This window comes from Micromonospora sagamiensis (assembly GCF_014680085.1).
In the GTDB taxonomy this organism is placed as follows: Bacteria; Actinomycetota; Actinomycetes; order Mycobacteriales; family Micromonosporaceae; genus Micromonospora; species Micromonospora inyonensis.
In genome coordinates, this window is record NZ_AP023438.1 from 4,004,996 (window position 1) to 4,021,251 (window position 16,256).

Genomic DNA, 16,256 nt, shown 5'->3' on the forward strand with positions numbered 1-16,256 from the left:
CCGGCCGGGGCCTCGACGGGCGGTGTCGCGGAAGTCGCGTTAACCTGTGCCCCACCAAGATCGCTGATCTTGGTACGGGTTCTCCGACCGTCCTCGTCGGCGGCGCGGTCCGGGCCGGACGGTGGAGCGCCACGGGAGAAATCTCGGCCAACTCGCCGGAGAGGGCGTTACTCCTCAGGGGTCTGAATCGATAGGGCAGGTTGCGGGGTCGGGCGGCGCGGATGGCCGTCCGGAGCGTGTCGGGAGGGCGACTCCATTATCAAGTTCGGCTTGACGGCGCACGCATTACACGCGTGTAATTTGAATGGGGTTGTCTACACCGAGCGCAGCAAATCGGTACCGGAGGGACAAACGCGCCTTTCCGCGTGGGGGTTGCAGCGGCGATGACGCCGGTGCGCGACAAGGAGGCATTCGATGGACGGCCAGCTTGAGGTGGCCGACCTGCTCGGAAACGCGCCGGAGTGGCAGGAGCGGGCGCTGTGCTCGCAGACCGATCCGGAGGCGTTCTTCCCCGAGAAGGGCGGCTCGACCCGCGAGGCGAAGCGAATCTGTTCCCGATGCGAGGTCAAGACGGAGTGCCTGGAGTACGCGCTCGGTCATGACGAGCGGTTCGGGATCTGGGGTGGGCTCTCCGAGCGGGAGCGCCGCAAGCTCAAGCGGCGGGTGGCCTGACGATTTCCGTGCCGGGCGGTGGGGGCCGCCCGGTCCGGCCCCCGGTGGACCGGCGAGTCGACCACTCAGGCCAGTTCGTCGGGGTCGACCCCGAGCAGATTCGCGACCTGCTCGATGATGACATCGTGGACCAGATCGGCGAGATCCTCCCGGTCCATCGCGCGGAACTCCAGTGGACGTCGGTAGAGCACGATCCGCGGCGGGATCTCCTGCCGGCCGGGACGCCCCGGCAGCAGTCGGGCGAGGGGTACCTCCCCGTCCTCCAGCACGTCCGAGTCGTAGACGTTGAGATCCGGGGGCACGTCCTCGACGGCGAACTCGACCCCGGCCAGTTCCTTGGCGAAGCGGCGCTCCAACGTCTCCACCGTGTCCAGCACCAGGTCGTCGAAGACCTCCGCCTTCGTCCGCGCCAGCGGGACGGTCGCCGGGACCAGCCGCCCGCGCAGACCGCGGCCGTGCCGGTCGCGGTGCACCCGCCGACCGGAGCCGGGGCGGCGGTGTTCCGGACTGGTCATGGGGCAAGGGTAGTCCCCATCCCCGCTGGCCTGCCGCTCCGGCACTCCCGGGAGCGCCGGCCCGGGTGTGTCGCGCCCGTTGTGCGGCGATCTCTCCCGCCCTCGGCGCCTCCGGCGGCCGAATTGTGATCTCGGTGACGGGCGTGTCGCACCGTGAACCAGTGCGGCGGACCCGGTAATGGAGATACCCTGCCGCCGTGAGGTCACCACGGCGCTGCTCCAGAAACGGCTGCCCCCGGCAAGCGGTCGCCACATTGACCTATGTCTACAACGAGTCGACCGCCGTCGTCGGTCCGCTCGCGGCCTTCGCCGAGCCGCACACGTACGACCTCTGCGAGCCGCACGCCCGGAACCTCACCGCCCCCCGGGGCTGGGACGTCGTCCGGCACGAGGGTGAGTTCGAACCGCCTCCGCCCACCACCGACGACCTGGTGGCCCTCGCCGAGGCGGTCCGCGAGGCCGCGCGCCCCGCGCCCCGCCCGCCCCAGGAGCCCTCACGCCAGGACCAGCCCCAGACGCCCCAGACCGGGCGCCGGGGCCACCTCCGCGTCATCCCGCCCACCCACTGACCCACCCTCTCCCGCGCACCGTCCTTCCCCGCGCGCGCCGTCTTTCCCCGCGCGCCGTCCTCTGCCGCGCCCCGGCCCCGGGCGCACGGACGCCGAGGGGCCGGGGTCGTGGAGCCGACGGAGCCCGCAGACGGACCCGGCGGACGGCGGAGATCCGCCGCGCGGGGCCGGAACTATCCTGTTGGCGGTTGGTCATCGCGGACTTCCTCCCGGTGGACGGTGGTCACCCTCGCCCCTCGCCGACGACGACCCCAAGGAGCCGTCACATGCGTAGTCACCCCCGGACGGTCTCCCGGCGTGGCCTGCTTTCCGGTGCGCTCGGCTCGGCCGCGCTGCTCGCCGGAGGCGGTGCCCTCGCCGGCTGCGGCACCGAGGCGGCGCGGCAGACCGATGAGGGCTGTGTCAGCGAGGACCACTCCGCCAGCGAGAAGAAGCTGATCTTCTCCAACTGGCCGCAGTACCTGGACGTCGACGCCGCCGACGAGTCGAAGCGACCGACCCTGGACGCGTTCCAGACCGAGACCGGGATCCAGGTCACCTACACCGAGGACATCAACGACAACAACGAGTTCTTCGGCAAGGTGCGCAACCAGCTCGCCGGCTGCCAGAGCATCGACCGGGACCTCATCGTGCTGACCGACTGGATGGCCGCCCGGATGATCCGGCTCGGCTGGATCCAGAAGCTCGACCCGGCGAAGCTGCCCAACGTCCAGGCGAACCTGCTGCCGTCGCTCAAGGGGCGCTCGTTCGACCCGGAGAACCAGCTCGCCGTGCCGTGGCAGACCGGCCTCGCCGGGCTCGCCTACAACGGCGGCGTCACCCGGGAGATCCGGACCCTCGACGAGCTGCTGACCCGCCCCGACCTCAAGGGCCGGGTCACCGCGCTCAGCGAGATGCGCGACACGATCGGACTGCTGCTCCAGGCCAAGGGGCACGACCCGACGAACTTCACCGAGGCGCAGTTCGACGACGCCCTCGCCACGCTGAAGCGGGCGGTGGACAGCGGGCAGATCCGCCGGTTCACCGGCAACGACTACGCCCCGGAACTCGCCCGGGGTGACATCGCCGCCTGCATCGGCTGGTCCGGCGACATCATCCAGCTCGGCTTCGACAACGACAAGATCCGGTTCGTGGTCCCGGACTCCGGTGCCATCCTGTACTCCGACGACCTGCTGGTGCCGAACCGGGCGACCCACCGGGCCAACGCCGAACAGTTGATCAACTACTACTACCAGCCGGCGGTCGCCGCGAAGCTCGCCGCCCACGTCAACTACATCTGCCCGGTGCAGGGCGCGCAGGCGGAGATGGAGAAGATCGATCCGGAGCTGGCCGCCAACCCGCTGATCTTCCCGGACGACGCGATGCTCGCGAAGTCAGGCGTCTTCATGGCGCTCAGCGAGGAGCAGGAGAAGACGTACGAGTCGAAGTTCCAACAGGTCATCGGGGCGTGATGGGGACCGGGACACCTGTCGGTGACCTGCGGCTGGTCGACCTGACCAAGCGGTTCGGTGCCGTCACCGCCGTCGACGACCTCACCCTCGCCGTCGCGCAGGGTTCGTTCTTCGCCCTGCTCGGGGCGTCCGGCTCCGGCAAGACCACCACCCTGCGCATGATCGCCGGGCTGGAGGAACCGACCGCCGGTCAGGTCCTCCTCGGTGCGGAGGACATCACCCGGCTGCGGCCGTACCGGCGGCCGGTCAACACCGTCTTCCAGAGCTACGCCCTCTTCCCGCACCTGGACGTCGCCGAGAACGTCGCCTTCGGCCTGCGCCGACGGGGCATCCGCCAGGTCCGCCCTGCGGTCGAGCGGATGCTCGGCCTGGTGCAGCTCGACGGGTACGGACGGCGTCGCCCCGCCGAGCTCTCCGGCGGGCAGCAGCAGCGGGTCGCGCTGGCCCGCGCCCTGATCAACCAGCCGCAGGTGCTCCTGCTCGACGAACCCCTCGGCGCGCTCGACCTCAGGCTGCGCCGGCAGATGCAGGGCGAACTGAAGCGGATCCAGACCGAGGTCGGCACGACCTTCGTCCACGTCACCCACGACCAGGAGGAGGCCATGACGATGGCCGACACGGTCGCGGTGATGAACGCCGGGCGGATCGAACAGGTCGGTGCCCCCGCTGACCTCTACGAGTTCCCGGCCACCGTGTTCGTGGCGAACTTCCTCGGCCAGTCCAACCTGCTCGTCGCCGAGGCGGCCGGGCCGACCCGGGGCGAGGTCGCGGTGACCGCGCACGGCGCGCGCTTCACGGTGCCCGTCGCCCGCGCCCGCGCCGACCGGGGCCCGGTCCACCTCGGGGTACGCCCGGAGAAGCTGCGCCTCGCCGCGTCCACCGACGAGGTGCCCGACGGGCACCAGCACGTCGTCGGGGTGGTCGCCGACGCCGCCTACGTCGGGGTGAGCACCCAGTACCAGGTCCACACCGGTGCGGGAGGTGAACTGTCGGTCTTCGCGGCCAACAACGGCACCGAGGGACGGCACCCCGTCGGCTCGTCCGTGGTCGCGTACTGGCGGCCGGAGCACGCCTTCCTGCTGCCCCGCGTACCCGGGGAGGCCGAGCGGAGCGGCACGGTGCGCGACGAGCCGGTGGCGGTGTCCCGGTGACCGGCTCGCCGCGTCGTACCGGTGCCCGCCGGGTCCGTCCGTGACCGCGTTCGTCCACCTGCCGGGCGGTGCCGGACCGGCCACCGGCACCAGCCCGGCCGCCCCGACCCGCCCCGGGCGGCACCGGCTGCTGCCCTACCTGCTCCTGCTGCCGGGGGTGGCCTGGCTGGTCGTCTTCTTCATCGTGCCGCTGGGCCAGCTCGCCGCCGCCAGCCTGTACGACCCCGCCGGCTCGCTGGCCACCGGGTACGCGATGACCTGGGCGTTCGGCAACTATCCGGACGCGGTGGCGGCCTACTGGCCGCAGTTCGGACGCTCCTTCGGCTACGCCGGGGCCGCGTGCGCGCTGGCGCTGCTGCTCGGCTACCCGCTGGCGTACACGATCGCCCGGAAGGCGGGACGCTGGCGCAACGTCCTGCTGGTGTGCGTGGTCGCCCCGATGTTCACCAGTTTCCTGGTCCGTACGCTGGCCTGGAAGACCATCCTGTCGGACCACGGTCCCCTGGTCGGGCTGCTGCGTGACGTCGGCCTCCTCGACGTCGACGGGCGACTGCTGGCCACGCCGTTCGCGGTGGTGCTCGGGCTGACGTACAACTTCCTGCCGTTCCTGGTGCTGCCGCTGTACGCGAGCCTGGAGCGGCTCGACCCCCGGCTGCTGGAGGCGGCGAGCGACCTGTACGCCGGACCGGTGCAGGCGTTCCGCCGGGTGGTGCTGCCGCTGTCCATGCCCGGCCTGACCGCCGGGACGCTGCTGTTCTTCATCCCGGCCAGCGGCGACTACATCAACGCGGAGCTGCTCGGCACGCCGAACGAGTACATGATCGGCAACGTGATCGACTCGGCGTTCCTGGTCCGGCTGGACTACCCGCAGGGCGCCGCGCTGTCGTTCCTGCTGATGGCGGCCGTCCTCGCGGTGGTCTTCACCTACCTGCGCCGCACCGGGGATTCCCGGTGAAGCGCGAGGAGTGCAGCGCAGCGGAGCCCCGCAGTCGCGATCGGGGGATGGCTCCGTGAAGCGCGAGGAGTGCACCGCAGCGGAGCCCCGCAGTCGCGATCGGGGGATGGCTCCGTGAAGCGCGAGGAGTGCACCGCAGCGGAGCCCCGCAGTCGCGATCGGGGGATGGCTCCGTGAAGCGCGAGGAGTGCAGCGCAGCGGAGCCCCGCAGTCGCGATCGAAGGTCGGCTCCGGTGAGCGCGAGTCGCTGGCTGGCCGACCGCTGGGTGGTCGGCCTGGCCCTGCTCGTCCTCGGCTACCTGCTCCTGCCGGTCGTCGTGGTGGCCGCCCTGTCGCTCAACCGCCCGGCGAGCCGCCTCTCCTACGACTTCCAGGAGTTCACCCTCGACAACTGGCGTAACCCGTGCGCCAGCGTCGAGATGTGCGACGCGGTGGTCCGCAGCGTGCAGATCGGCTTCCTCGCCACGGTGGCCGCCACCGTCCTCGGCACGCTGATGGCGTTCGCCCTGGCCCGGCACCGGTTCCGTGGCCGGTCCGCGGTCGACGTGCTGATCTTCCTGCCGATGGCCACCCCCGAGCTGGTGATGGGGACGTCCCTGCTCGCCCTCTTCGTCTCGGCCGGCGTGCCACAGGGTTTCTGGACCGTCGTCATCGCCCACGTCATGTTCTGCCTGTCCTTCGTGGTGGTGACGGTCAAGGCGCGGCTCGCCGGAATGGACCGGCGGCTGGAGGAGGCGGCGATGGACCTCTACGCCAGCGAGTGGCAGACCTTCCGCCGGGTCACCCTGCCGTTGGCGCTGCCCGGGATCGTCGCCGCCGCGCTGCTCGCCTTCTCCCTCTCCTTCGACGACTTCATCGTCACCAACTTCAACGCCGGGACCACGGTCACCTTTCCGATGTACGTGTGGGGCGCCGCCCAGCGGGGCATCCCGCCACAGGTCAACGTCGTCGGGACCGCCATGTTCGCGGTCGCCCTGATTCTGGTCCTGGCCACCACCGTCCGGACCCGCTCTGTTCGTGCGCTCTCCCGCTAGGTGGTAGCAGGGGTCCCCTGCTACCGCTTTCTGTCGAGGAAGGGCCCCCTGCAAACGCGCCGGACGCCGAGGAGCGGTGCGCGTCCGTTCCGGTTGGCCATTGCCACCGCGTGCGATGCGATCGAAACTTCCTTCATGACGTCTTCTCGGTCGTCCCGTCGCAAGGGCACCGACCGGCCGCGTCCGGCCAGCGGCGGCTCCGGTGGCCGGACCACGGTGGCGCTCCTCGCCGGGATGCTCACCTTCGTGCTCGCCTGCGGCGCGGAGTTGACGGTGGTCGGCGCGCTGTTCGGTTTCCGCCCCGGCGGGTCACCGGTGGCGGACGGGTCGCAGGCGGAGTGGGCCGACCCGGACGCCCCGCCGCCCGCCCCGCCGACAGCCGGGAGCCCGTCCCCGTCGGGGAACGTGGAGACGAAGCAGGTCACCGAGACGGTCCGGATCCCCTACCCGGTGCAGATCGTGGACGATCCGGCCCTGCCCGAGGGACAGCAGGTGGTCCGGATCCGAGGGGTCACCGGAGTGAAGACACTGACCTACGAGGTGATCCGGGTCGACGGCGAGCCGACCGACAAGCGGCTGCTCCGCTCGACGGTCACCCGGGCTCCGGTGACGCAGGTGGTGGCGGTGGGCACGTCCACCACGGCGGCGTGCGATCCGAACTACGGCGGGTGCGTGCCGGTAGCCGAGGACGTCGACTGCGCCGGGCGGGGCGACGGCCCGGCCTGGATCACCGGCACGGTCAAGGTGACCGGTTCCGACGTGCACCGTCTCGACCGCGACGGCAACGGCGTCGCCTGCGACGAGAAGAACTGATCCGTACGCGGGTGATCGTGGTGGCGACCGGCCCCGCCGGGGGCACATCGCCACCACGATCCCGGCCGGCGGGCGGCGTGACGAGCCGGAGGCGTCAGGTCGCCAGGTCGGAGCGGATGAGGAAACGGACGCCCTCCGGGGCCTCCAGCGAGAATCCGCTGCCCCGGCCGGGCACCACGTCCACGGTCAACGTGGTGTGCCGCCACAGCTCCCACTGGCTCGCCGACATCCAGAACCCGACCGGCTCCGGAACCCCCTCGACCTCCAGCGCCGCGAGCCGGACGTCCGACGCCCCGGTCCGGAACTCGCCGGCCGGAAAGCACATCGGCGCGCTGCCGTCGCAGCAGCCGCCGGACTGGTGGAACATCAAGGGCCCGTGCCGCCCCCGCAGCGACCGGATCAGTTCGGCCGCCGCAGGGGTGAGGGAGACGGGTGGCGCGGTGGTGCCCGCGTCGGGGGTGAGGGAGGCCGGCGGTGCGGTGGTGCCCGGCGGACCGGGCTCCGCCACGTCGGGACCGCCGGACATCAGAAGAAGCCGAGCTTCTTGGGAGAGTAGCTGACCAGCAGGTTCTTGGTCTGCTGGTAGTGCTCCAGCATCATCTTGTGGTTCTCCCGGCCGATGCCGGACTGCTTGTAACCGCCGAACGCGGCGTGTGCCGGGTACGCGTGGTAGCAGTTCGTCCAGACCCGGCCGGCCTGGATCGCCCGACCCGCCCGGTACGCGGTGTTCATGTCCCGGGTCCAGACGCCCGCGCCCAGCCCGTACAGCGTGTCGTTGGCGATCTTGACCGCGTCGGCCAGGTCGGCGAAGGGGGCCACGGAGACCACCGGCCCGAAGATCTCCTCCTGGAAGATCCGCATCGAGTTGTCGCCCTCGAAGATCGTCGGCTGCACGTAGTACCCACCGGACAGTTCGCCGCCCAGGTCGGCGCGCTCGCCGCCGGTGAGCACCTTCGCGCCCTCCTTCCGGCCGATGTCCAGGTACGACAGGATCTTCTCCAGCTGGTCGTTGGACGCCTGCGCCCCGATCATCGTCTCGGTGTCCAGCGGATGACCCTGCCGGACGGCCTTCGTCCGCTCCACGGCGGCGGGCAGGAAGTCGGCGTAGTGCCCCTGCTGGATCAGCGCCCGGGACGGGCAGGTGCAGACCTCGCCCTGGTTGAGGGCGAACATGGTGAACCCTTCGAGCGCCTTGTCGAAGAAGTCGTCCCGTGCGGCGCTGACGTCGTCGAAGAAGATGTTCGGGCTCTTGCCGCCCAGCTCCAGGGTGACCGGCCGGATGTTCTCGCTGGCGTACTGCATGATCAGCCGGCCGGTGGTGGTCTCCCCGGTGAACGCCACCTTCGCCACCCGGGGCGAGGAGGCCAGCGGCTTGCCCGCCTCGACACCGAAACCGTTGACGACGTTCAGCACGCCGGGCGGGAGCAGGTCGGCCACCAGCGAGAGCCAGTAGTGGATCGACGCCGGGGTCTGCTCGGCCGGCTTGAGCACCACCGCGTTGCCGGCGGCGAGCGCCGGAGCCAGCTTCCAGGTCGCCATGAGCAGGGGGAAGTTCCACGGGATGATCTGCGCGACCACGCCGAGCGGCTCGTGGAAGTGGTAGGCGACGGTGTCGTCGTCCAGTTCGCCGAGGGAGCCCTCCTGCGCCCGGATCGCCCCGGCGAAGTAGCGGAAGTGGTCGATCGCCAGCGGGATGTCGGCGGCCAGGGTCTCCCGGACCGGCTTGCCGTTCTCCCAGGTCTCGGCGACCGCCAGGTCCTCCAGGTGCTCCTGCATCCGGTCGGCGATCCGGTTGAGCAGCAGGGCCCGCTCGGCCACCGGGGTCCGCCCCCACGCGTCGGCCGCGCCGTGCGCCGCGTCGAGCGCCTTCTCGACGTCCGCGGCGGTGCCCCGTGCCACCTCGCAGAACGTCTGCCCGGTCACCGGCGTCGGGTTCTCGAAGTACCGGCCGTCGTGCGGCCTGACGTACTCGCCGCCGATGAAGTGGTCGTACCGGGACTGCCAGTGCGTCGGCGCGTCGTAGCGCGTCATGGATACCTCCGCCGTCCGTGGTGGTGGTGTGACGGCGGCCACGCTAGTTACCGGGACGTTGCAACCACGTTGCGCCGCTGAGTCCGTACTCCCTCGTGAGCTGCTGGACCCGGGCGACCGCGAGCGGCCGGCGCGGCGTGCCCGGCGGCAGCGCCCGCGCCAGGGCCTGCCACGCCGCCAGGTCGTCGGCCCCGGCGGACGTCGCGGTCCAGGCCGCGAGCAGCGCCGGGTCGCCGGCGGCCAGCACGGCCGCGCGGAGCTGGCCGTCGAGCAGCCGGCGCAGTCGCGTCACTCCCGGCGCGTCCGAGGCGGGCAGCAGACTTCCCGGGTACGCGTCGAGCGCGCCCGCCACCTCGCCGCGTTCCAGCAGCTCGACGACGGTACGGAAGTCCGCCCGCACCACCGGGCGCAGCCGGTACGGGCGGGAGTCGAGCAGCTCGGGGCCGAGGATGCGGCGCAGCCGGGACAACTCGGCGCGCAGGGTGACCGGGTGCAGCCGGTCGTCGCCGTAGAGATCCAGGCCGAGCTGCTCGCCGGTCCGCCCCTCCGGGTGCTGGAGCAGCAGCACCAGCAGTTCGCTGTGCCGGCGACCGAGCCGGATCCGCCGCCCGGCGACCCGAAGTTCCGCCTCGTCCCGGCCGAGCGCGGTCACCGTGACCGCGTCCGGCTCGACTGACCCGCCCTGCCCCGGCGGCCCGGCCAACCACGCCTCGGCCGCCCGCGCGGTGGCCCGGACCAGTGCCAGGCTCTGCGGGTTGGCCAGGTGATCGCCACCGGTGATGTCCACCGCGCCGAGCAACCGCCCGGTCGCCGGATCGTGGATCGGCGCGGCGGCGCAGGTCCACCGCTGCACCGGACGGCTGAAGTGCTCGGTGGCGAAGATCTGCACGCTGTGGTCGACGGCGAGGGCGGTGCCCGGCGCGTTGGTGCCGGCGTGCGCCTCGTCCCACCGTGCGCCGGGCACGAAGTTCATCCCCTCGGCCCGGCGCAGCACCCCCGGATGCCCCTCCACCCAGAGCAGTCGCCCGTACGCGTCGCAGACCGCCATCAGGTGCGCGCCGTCGGTGGCGATCCCGCCGAGCAGGTCCCGGAACAGCGGCAGCACGCGGGCCAGCGGGTGGGCGGCCCGGTAGCTCTCCAGGTCGTCGCCGGTCAGCTCGACCGGCGGGGTGCCCTCCGGGTCGAGCAGCGCCCCGACCGACCGCCGCCACGAGCGGTGGACCACGTCCCGCACCCGCTCCGGGTTGGTGCCGCCGCTGAGGAACGCCTCGTGGGCGGCACCGACCTGTGCGATCCGTTCGTCCGGATCGGCACCGAATTCCAGGGCGAGCCACGGGTCAGCCACGGCGACCTCCTCCCGCCCATCGTGACCCCGATCACCGCCGACCGCCAGGGGGCGGCACGGTCGGCGGTCCACCTGCCCGCCGCGCGCCGCGTCCACCGCACCGGTCACCGGCGCCGCGTACCCCGCCGGCCGACCGTCGGGACGGGCGGGCAGCCCGGGAGTCCCGCTAGTAGGTGCAGTCCGGCAGGCGCGGCGGCGGGTGGTCCGCTTCTGCCGGGGTCAGCTCGGCGTACAGGCTGGAGACCCAGATGTCGGAATCCAGTCTGTACCAGACCGTGGACTGGAGAACGGTCGTCCTGTCCTTTATCAGGCGTCCGTTGCGCTCCTGGCAGACGATCCGCAGGACGTTGCCCTCGAAGAACGACTTGACGGGTTCCCGGTGCCGGGAGTCCGCGAAGGGGCCCGGGTAGCCGAACGTGCCGTTCGGCGTGTTGGCGATCCGGGCCGACCAGATCGGGGGACCGGTCGTACGGGCGGGCGTCGGCGTCAGCGACGTCGAGGACGGTGGCGAGGACTCGCTACGTGAACTCCACCAGTAGCCGGCCCCGCCGATCAGCGCCAGGGTTACGGCCGCCACCACCGCGACGCGGGCCGTCCTGCGGGGGAGGCGGGGAAGACGCCCTTCCTCGCGGGCGTCGACCGGCGCGGTCGCCGGTGCCCCGGGCGGCGTCCCCGACGAATCTCCGTGGAGGTTGTGCTGCGTGTTGTTGCCACCCACGTTGATCTGTATCCCCCGACCGTCGTTGATCCGGATCACGTACGAACCCGGCGAGTCGGGAGTGTCAGCTTCCGGCGCCGGGGGAACACCGGCGGGGACGGCGGTGGGCCCGTCGTCGGGCTGGGTGGTGGTCACCGGGGCCCGAACGTGTTGTGCTGGGTGTTGGAGCCCCCCAGGTTGACCTGCACACCCCGGGCATCGTGGAGGTGGACGGCGCCGTCCGCCGCTGCGGGCGCCTTCCCCGCCGGAGCCGGGGCGGTCCCCTCGGTAGGGGGCTGCCGTCGTGGCGGCAGCAGGTACGGGGCCACCAGGCCCAGAATCGCGATCACCACGCCAACGGCGCTGCCGATCTTGTCCGCCCGGTCCAGTCCGACGACGATCAGGTAGCCGACCAGACCCAGCACCGCCAGCCCGGCCACGAGCCGACCAGCCCACATCCAACCGGCGCTACGACGTGGCATCCGACACCTCCCGGCAGCCGGCCCTCGTGGGCTGCGATTCTACGAGGCAGATGCACCAATGGTAGTCGTGTGCTCACTGTTGGCGGTCGGGTGTTTTCTCATCGCGCGGGGCTGGCTCCCGGCCGGCGCGGATCGCCCGGAGCTGAGGCCCCGGCCGACCGGGTACCAAGGTCATGGGCCGTGCACACGGACACAGTGGACCAACGGGCCGCCGCGCTCGGCGAGCGGGTGATCGCGCGGCGGTGTCCGGTGGGCATGGGCGGTCCGAGGCGCGCGCGGCGCGGGCTGTTCGATGTGGAGGGTCGGCGGCACGGCGGTTACCGGCCGCGTCGTCGGTGACGACACTCGTCGCTGTGACCCAGCAGCCCCCGCCCCCACCACCCGCCGGTTACGACCCACTGCCGGGACACGCCGTACCGTCCCATCCGGGACCGCCGCCCGGACATGCTGTCGCGCCCGGGTACGGCCTGCCCCCCGACCGGCCCGCCTCGCCGAAGCGCCTCGCTCTGATCGTCGGTGGCGGGGTGCTCACCGCCGCCCTGCTGTGCTGCGGCGGACTGGCCATGGTCGGCGGGGAGGAACGGCCGAAGGACTCCCGTACCGCTGTCGCCGGTGCCGGGCGGGACGCGTTGCCGGAACCGACGGCCCCGGTGTCCCTGGCGCCCGCCGATCCACCGTCGACGTCACCGACCCTGACGCCGCCGCCCTCGACGGCGCCGGCCCCCACGGCTTCGCCGGTGGTCGAGGTGCGGACGGTCACCGCCACCCAGCGGCTCCCGCACGGCGTACGGACGGTGAAGGACTCCTCCCTCGCCGAGGGGAAGCGGGTGGTCCGCACCCGAGGGGTCGACGGCGAGCGGACCCTGACCTATCAGGTCACCGTCACCGACGGCGTGCAGACCGGACGGAAGCTGGTGCGGTCGGTGGTGACCCGGAAGCCGGTCACCGAGGTGGTCGCGGTGGGCACCAGGCCCGCCCGGAGTTGCGACCCCAACTACAGCGGTTGCGTGCCGATCGCCAGTGACGTCGACTGCGCGGGTGGTGGCGGTAACGGCCCGGCCTACGTGAGCGGCCCGGTTCGCGTCATCGGCAGCGACATCTACGACCTCGACCGCGACAACGACGGCTACGGCTGCGACGACTGAGGTGGTAGGAAGGGCCCCTTGCAGGTGCTTTTTGCACTGCAAGGGGCCCTTCCTACCACCCGACGGGCGTGCGGTGGTGACTAGAGGTTGACGGTGAAGCTGTTGATGTAGCCGACGTCCCCGCTCGCCGCGTCCTGCACCCGCAGGGTCCAGGTGCCGTTACGGGTCTCCGAGGAGAGGTTCACCGTGTAGGTCTGGTTGATGTTGTCGGTGGAGCTGCCGGTGCGGTTGTGCAGGGTGTACACGCTGCCGTCCGGCGCGACCAGGCTGACGACCAGGTCGCCGATCCAGGTGTGCACGATGCTGACCGCGACCGTGCTGGCCGACGAGGCGTTGCCGGTGCAACCGGTGACCGTGACGGTGCTGGACACGGTGGTGTTGTCGCGGATGGTCACGTCGGTGCCGTTGGTCCGCGAGCAGCCGGTGGGCGGCGTGGTGGTGCCGCCGTCGCCGACGTAGAGCAGCTTGTTCGGCGAGCCGGTGCCCGGGCTGGTCACCACGTTGCTGGTGGCGTCGTTGACCAGCTTGTCGCGAACCTGCTGCGGGGTGAAGGTCGGGTTCGCGGCGAGCACGAGCGCGGCGGCGCCGACCACGTGCGGGGTCGCCATCGAGGTGCCGCTGATGCTGTTGGTGGCGGTGTTGCTGGTGTGCCACGCCGACGTGATCGAGCTGCCCGGGGCGAAGATGTCCAGGCAGGAGCCGATGTTGGAGTAGCTGGCCCGGGCGTCGTTGGACTGGGTCGCGCCGACGGTGATGCCGGCGGGCGTGCTGGCCGGCGAGCTGTTGCAGGCGTTCGCGCCGTAGTCGTTGCCGGCAGCGAGGCCGTAGGTGACGCCGTCGGCGATCGACCGGGCGACCGCGTCGTTGGTGGCCTGGTCGAAGCCGCCACCGAGGCTCATGTTGGCGACCGCCTTCTCACCGGCGAGGTGGTTGCCGGTGACCCAGTCGACGCCGGCGATGACCCCGGCGTTGGTGCCGCTGCCCTGGCAGTCGAGCACCCGTACGCCGACCAGGGTGACGCCCTTAGCCACGCCGTACGCGGTGCCGCCGACGGTTCCGGCGACGTGCGTGCCGTGGCCGTTGCAGTCGTCGGCGGTGCCGCCGTCGACCGAGTCGTACCCGGAGATCGCCCGACCGCCGAAGTCGCTGTGCGAGAACCGGATGCCGGTGTCGATGATGTACGCCTTCACGCCCGCGCCGTTGTTCGCGTACGTGAACGAGTTGTTGAGCGGAAGGGCGCGCTGGTCGACCCGGTCCAAGCCCCAGGAGGGGGTGGGGGTCTGCGTGGCGGAGATCCGTACGGTGTGGTTCTGCTGGACGTAGCTGACCGACGGGTCGGCGGCGAGCCGCTTGGCCGCCGTCTCCGACATCCGGGCCTCGAAGCCGCGCAGCGCGTTGGAGTACGTCCGGCCGACGGCACCGCCGTGCTTGCCGGCCAGGCCGCGGGCCCGGGTGTCCACCTCGGACCTGCCGACCGTGGTGTCCTTGAAGACCACGATGTACGAGTTCTCGACGGCGGTCGCGCCACCGGCGAGCAGGATCTGCCCCTCGGCGGGAGCTGCGGACGCCGGGGTGCCGGACGCCACGGCGGCGGTGACGGCGGCTGCGGCCACGGCGAGACGCCAGCGGCGTCCTGTGGCAGGGGAGTCTGTCATCCCTCGGGGTGTTCCTTCCGCTCGACAGCGTGCCGGTGACACGCAGATCGATCAGGACTGATCGAGTGATCGGGATCGTATGGCATCGACAGTGATGCAGAGAGATGTGTTGATCTATTTGTGACCAGGTGGCGGCGGTTTGCTGTCGCAATCCGGGGTAGATCAGACCGGCCGTCACGCATGGTCAACATGTCGATACCGAATGGCTGCGCCCCGGCCGTCCGTCGTGCTCTACGCTCGCGACGTGGAGCCCCGTGCCTTCTTCGTCGCCGGTCGTCCCGTCCACGGCGAGGGCGAACTGACCGTCCACCACCCGTACGACGGACGCCCGGTGGGGCGTACCACCCACGCCACGCCGGAGCAGGTCGAAACCGCCGTCGCGGCAGCCGCCGGAGTGGCCGCGGAGGCCGCGGCCCTGCCCGCGCACGTGCGCGCGGCGGCCCTCGACCACGTCTCCCGCCGGCTCGCCGAACGGGCCGATGAGCTCGCCCGGCTGATCACCGCCGAGAACGGCAAGCCGGTCAAGTGGGCCCGCGCCGAGGTCACCCGGGCGGTCTCCACCTTCCGCTGGGCCGCCGAGGAGGCGCGGCGCTTCAGCGGGGAACTGCAACGCCTCGACACCGACCCGACCGCCACCGGCCGGATCGCGCTGGTCCGGCGGGTGCCCAGGGGGCCGGTGCTCGGCATCACCCCGTTCAACTTCCCGCTCAACCTGGTCGCCCACAAGGTCGCCCCGGCGCTCGCCGTCGGCGCGCCGATCGTCGTCAAACCGGCTCCCGCCACGCCGTTGTCCGCGCTGCTGCTCGGCGAGATCCTCGCCGAGACCGAGCTGCCCGAGGGGATGTTCTCGGTGCTGCCGCTCCCCAACGAGCGCGCCGCCGACCTGGTCGCCGACCCCCGGCTGCCGGTGGTGTCGTTCACCGGCTCCGGGCCGGTCGGTACGGCGATCCGCCGCGCCGCCCCCGAGAAGCACGTCACGCTGGAACTCGGCGGCAACGCCGCGGCGGTGATCTGCGAGGACTGGAACACCGACGAGGACCTCACCTTCGCCGCGCACCGGATCGCCACCTTCGCCAACTACCAGGCCGGCCAGTCCTGCATCGCCGTGCAGCGGGTCTACGTGCACGAATGGCTCTACGACGCGTTCCTGCCCCGACTGGTCGCCGCCGTCCAGGAACTACGGACGGGGGACCCCTCCGACGACCACACCGACGTCGGCCCGCTGATCTCGGCCGACGCGGCGGCCCGGGTCGAGGCGTGGGTGGACGAGGCGGCCGTCGCCGGGGCCACCATCGAGGTCGGCGGCCGGCGGGACGGCACCACCTACCCGCCCACCGTGCTGACCGGGGTGCCGGCCGAGGCTCGGGTGAACACCGAGGAGGTGTTCGGGCCGGTGCTGGTGGTCACCCGGGTCGAACACGACCGGGCCGCGTTCGCCGCCGTCAACGACTCCGCGTACGGCCTCCAGGCCGGCGTCTTCACCCACCGCCTCGACGTCGCCTTCGCCGCGCACCGGACGTTGGAGGTCGGTGGGGTGATCGTCGGCGACGTGCCGTCGTACCGGGCCGACCAGATGCCGTACGGCGGGGTGAAGGGCAGTGGGGTGGGGCGCGAGGGTGTGCGCAGCGCCATGGACGACTACACCGAGCCGAGGGTGCTGGTGCTCACCGGAGTGCAGCTGTAAGGCGATAGTGGGGTGGGGTGGTAGCAGGGGGTTGGGTGGTAGCAGGGGGCCCTTGTT

16 protein-coding genes are annotated in these 16,256 nt (G+C 71.8%); 9 read left to right on the top strand and 7 right to left on the bottom strand.

Translation table 11 applies throughout. From position 1 onward, the window contains the following. The first annotated feature begins 414 nt into the window (after positions 1-414). The gene (locus IGA62_RS17685) at positions 415-672 is read left to right on the top strand and encodes a WhiB family transcriptional regulator (RefSeq protein WP_088980572.1); all 258 of its coding nucleotides are present in this window, start codon (positions 415-417) and stop codon (positions 670-672) included. Between the two features lie 65 nt (positions 673-737). Here the strand turns inward: IGA62_RS17685 and IGA62_RS17690 are convergent, their stop codons facing one another. Then, positions 738-1,187 carry a metallopeptidase family protein gene (locus tag IGA62_RS17690; RefSeq protein ID WP_088980571.1) on the bottom strand — a complete coding sequence of 150 codons (450 nt, stop codon included), beginning with the start codon at positions 1,185-1,187 and terminating at the stop codon, positions 738-740. Positions 1,188-1,384: 197 nt separating this feature from the next. On the opposite strand from IGA62_RS17690, the gene IGA62_RS17695 reads away from it, so the two are divergent. From IGA62_RS17695 to IGA62_RS17720, 6 genes are all read left to right on the top strand, one after another. Further along, positions 1,385-1,756, top strand: a complete 372-nt coding sequence (locus IGA62_RS17695; RefSeq protein ID WP_091457460.1) for a DUF3499 domain-containing protein — start codon at positions 1,385-1,387, stop codon at positions 1,754-1,756. A 266-nt stretch (positions 1,757-2,022) separates the two neighbouring features. Beyond that, entirely contained in the window at positions 2,023-3,207 is a 1,185-nt protein-coding gene (locus IGA62_RS17700) for a polyamine ABC transporter substrate-binding protein (protein ID WP_145819778.1), read from the top strand. Then, entirely contained in the window at positions 3,204-4,358 is a 1,155-nt protein-coding gene (locus tag IGA62_RS17705) for an ABC transporter ATP-binding protein (RefSeq protein ID WP_145819776.1), read from the top strand. The genes IGA62_RS17700 and IGA62_RS17705 overlap by 4 nt, the downstream gene beginning before the upstream one ends. Positions 4,359-4,398: 40 nt before the next feature. After that, positions 4,399-5,313 (top strand): ABC transporter permease, encoded by a 915-nt coding sequence (locus IGA62_RS17710; RefSeq protein WP_186500036.1) that lies wholly within the window; start codon positions 4,399-4,401, stop codon positions 5,311-5,313. A 233-nt stretch (positions 5,314-5,546) separates the two neighbouring features. Beyond that, positions 5,547-6,347, top strand: coding sequence for an ABC transporter permease (locus tag IGA62_RS17715; RefSeq protein ID WP_145819774.1), 801 nt, complete (start codon positions 5,547-5,549; stop codon positions 6,345-6,347). Between the two features lie 135 nt (positions 6,348-6,482). After that, positions 6,483-7,160 (top strand): G5 domain-containing protein, encoded by a 678-nt coding sequence (locus tag IGA62_RS17720; protein ID WP_198501079.1) that lies wholly within the window; start codon positions 6,483-6,485, stop codon positions 7,158-7,160. Between the two features lie 94 nt (positions 7,161-7,254). Here IGA62_RS17720 and IGA62_RS17725 read toward each other — a convergent pair whose 3' ends face one another. From IGA62_RS17725 to IGA62_RS17745, 5 genes are all read right to left on the bottom strand, one after another. Next, positions 7,255-7,686, bottom strand: a complete 432-nt coding sequence (locus IGA62_RS17725; protein WP_145819772.1) for a DUF779 domain-containing protein — start codon at positions 7,684-7,686, stop codon at positions 7,255-7,257. Next, positions 7,686-9,191 (bottom strand): aldehyde dehydrogenase, encoded by a 1,506-nt coding sequence (gene adh / locus IGA62_RS17730; RefSeq protein WP_145819770.1) that lies wholly within the window; start codon positions 9,189-9,191, stop codon positions 7,686-7,688. The genes IGA62_RS17725 and adh overlap by 1 nt, the downstream gene beginning before the upstream one ends. A gap of 43 nt (positions 9,192-9,234) precedes the next feature. Next, positions 9,235-10,536, bottom strand: coding sequence for a sigma-54-dependent transcriptional regulator family protein (locus tag IGA62_RS17735; RefSeq protein ID WP_145819768.1), 1,302 nt, complete (start codon positions 10,534-10,536; stop codon positions 9,235-9,237). Between the two features lie 166 nt (positions 10,537-10,702). Beyond that, positions 10,703-11,389, bottom strand: coding sequence for a hypothetical protein (locus tag IGA62_RS17740; protein WP_145819766.1), 687 nt, complete (start codon positions 11,387-11,389; stop codon positions 10,703-10,705). Then, positions 11,386-11,715, bottom strand: a complete 330-nt coding sequence (locus IGA62_RS17745) for a hypothetical protein (protein WP_145819764.1) — start codon at positions 11,713-11,715, stop codon at positions 11,386-11,388. Before IGA62_RS17745 ends, IGA62_RS17740 begins: the two co-directional genes overlap by 4 nt. Positions 11,716-12,068: 353 nt before the next feature. Here IGA62_RS17745 and IGA62_RS30175 point away from each other — a divergent pair, with 353 nt between their 5' ends. Continuing rightward, positions 12,069-12,860 carry a G5 domain-containing protein gene (locus IGA62_RS30175; protein WP_269780452.1) on the top strand — a complete coding sequence of 264 codons (792 nt, stop codon included), beginning with the start codon at positions 12,069-12,071 and terminating at the stop codon, positions 12,858-12,860. Between the two features lie 80 nt (positions 12,861-12,940). Here the strand turns inward: IGA62_RS30175 and IGA62_RS17755 are convergent, their stop codons facing one another. Further along, positions 12,941-14,515, bottom strand: coding sequence for a S8 family peptidase (locus tag IGA62_RS17755; RefSeq protein WP_145819762.1), 1,575 nt, complete (start codon positions 14,513-14,515; stop codon positions 12,941-12,943). Positions 14,516-14,759: 244 nt separating this feature from the next. On the opposite strand from IGA62_RS17755, the gene IGA62_RS17760 reads away from it, so the two are divergent. Then, positions 14,760-16,199 carry an aldehyde dehydrogenase family protein gene (locus IGA62_RS17760; protein WP_145819760.1) on the top strand — a complete coding sequence of 480 codons (1,440 nt, stop codon included), beginning with the start codon at positions 14,760-14,762 and terminating at the stop codon, positions 16,197-16,199. Positions 16,200-16,256 lie beyond the last annotated feature (57 nt).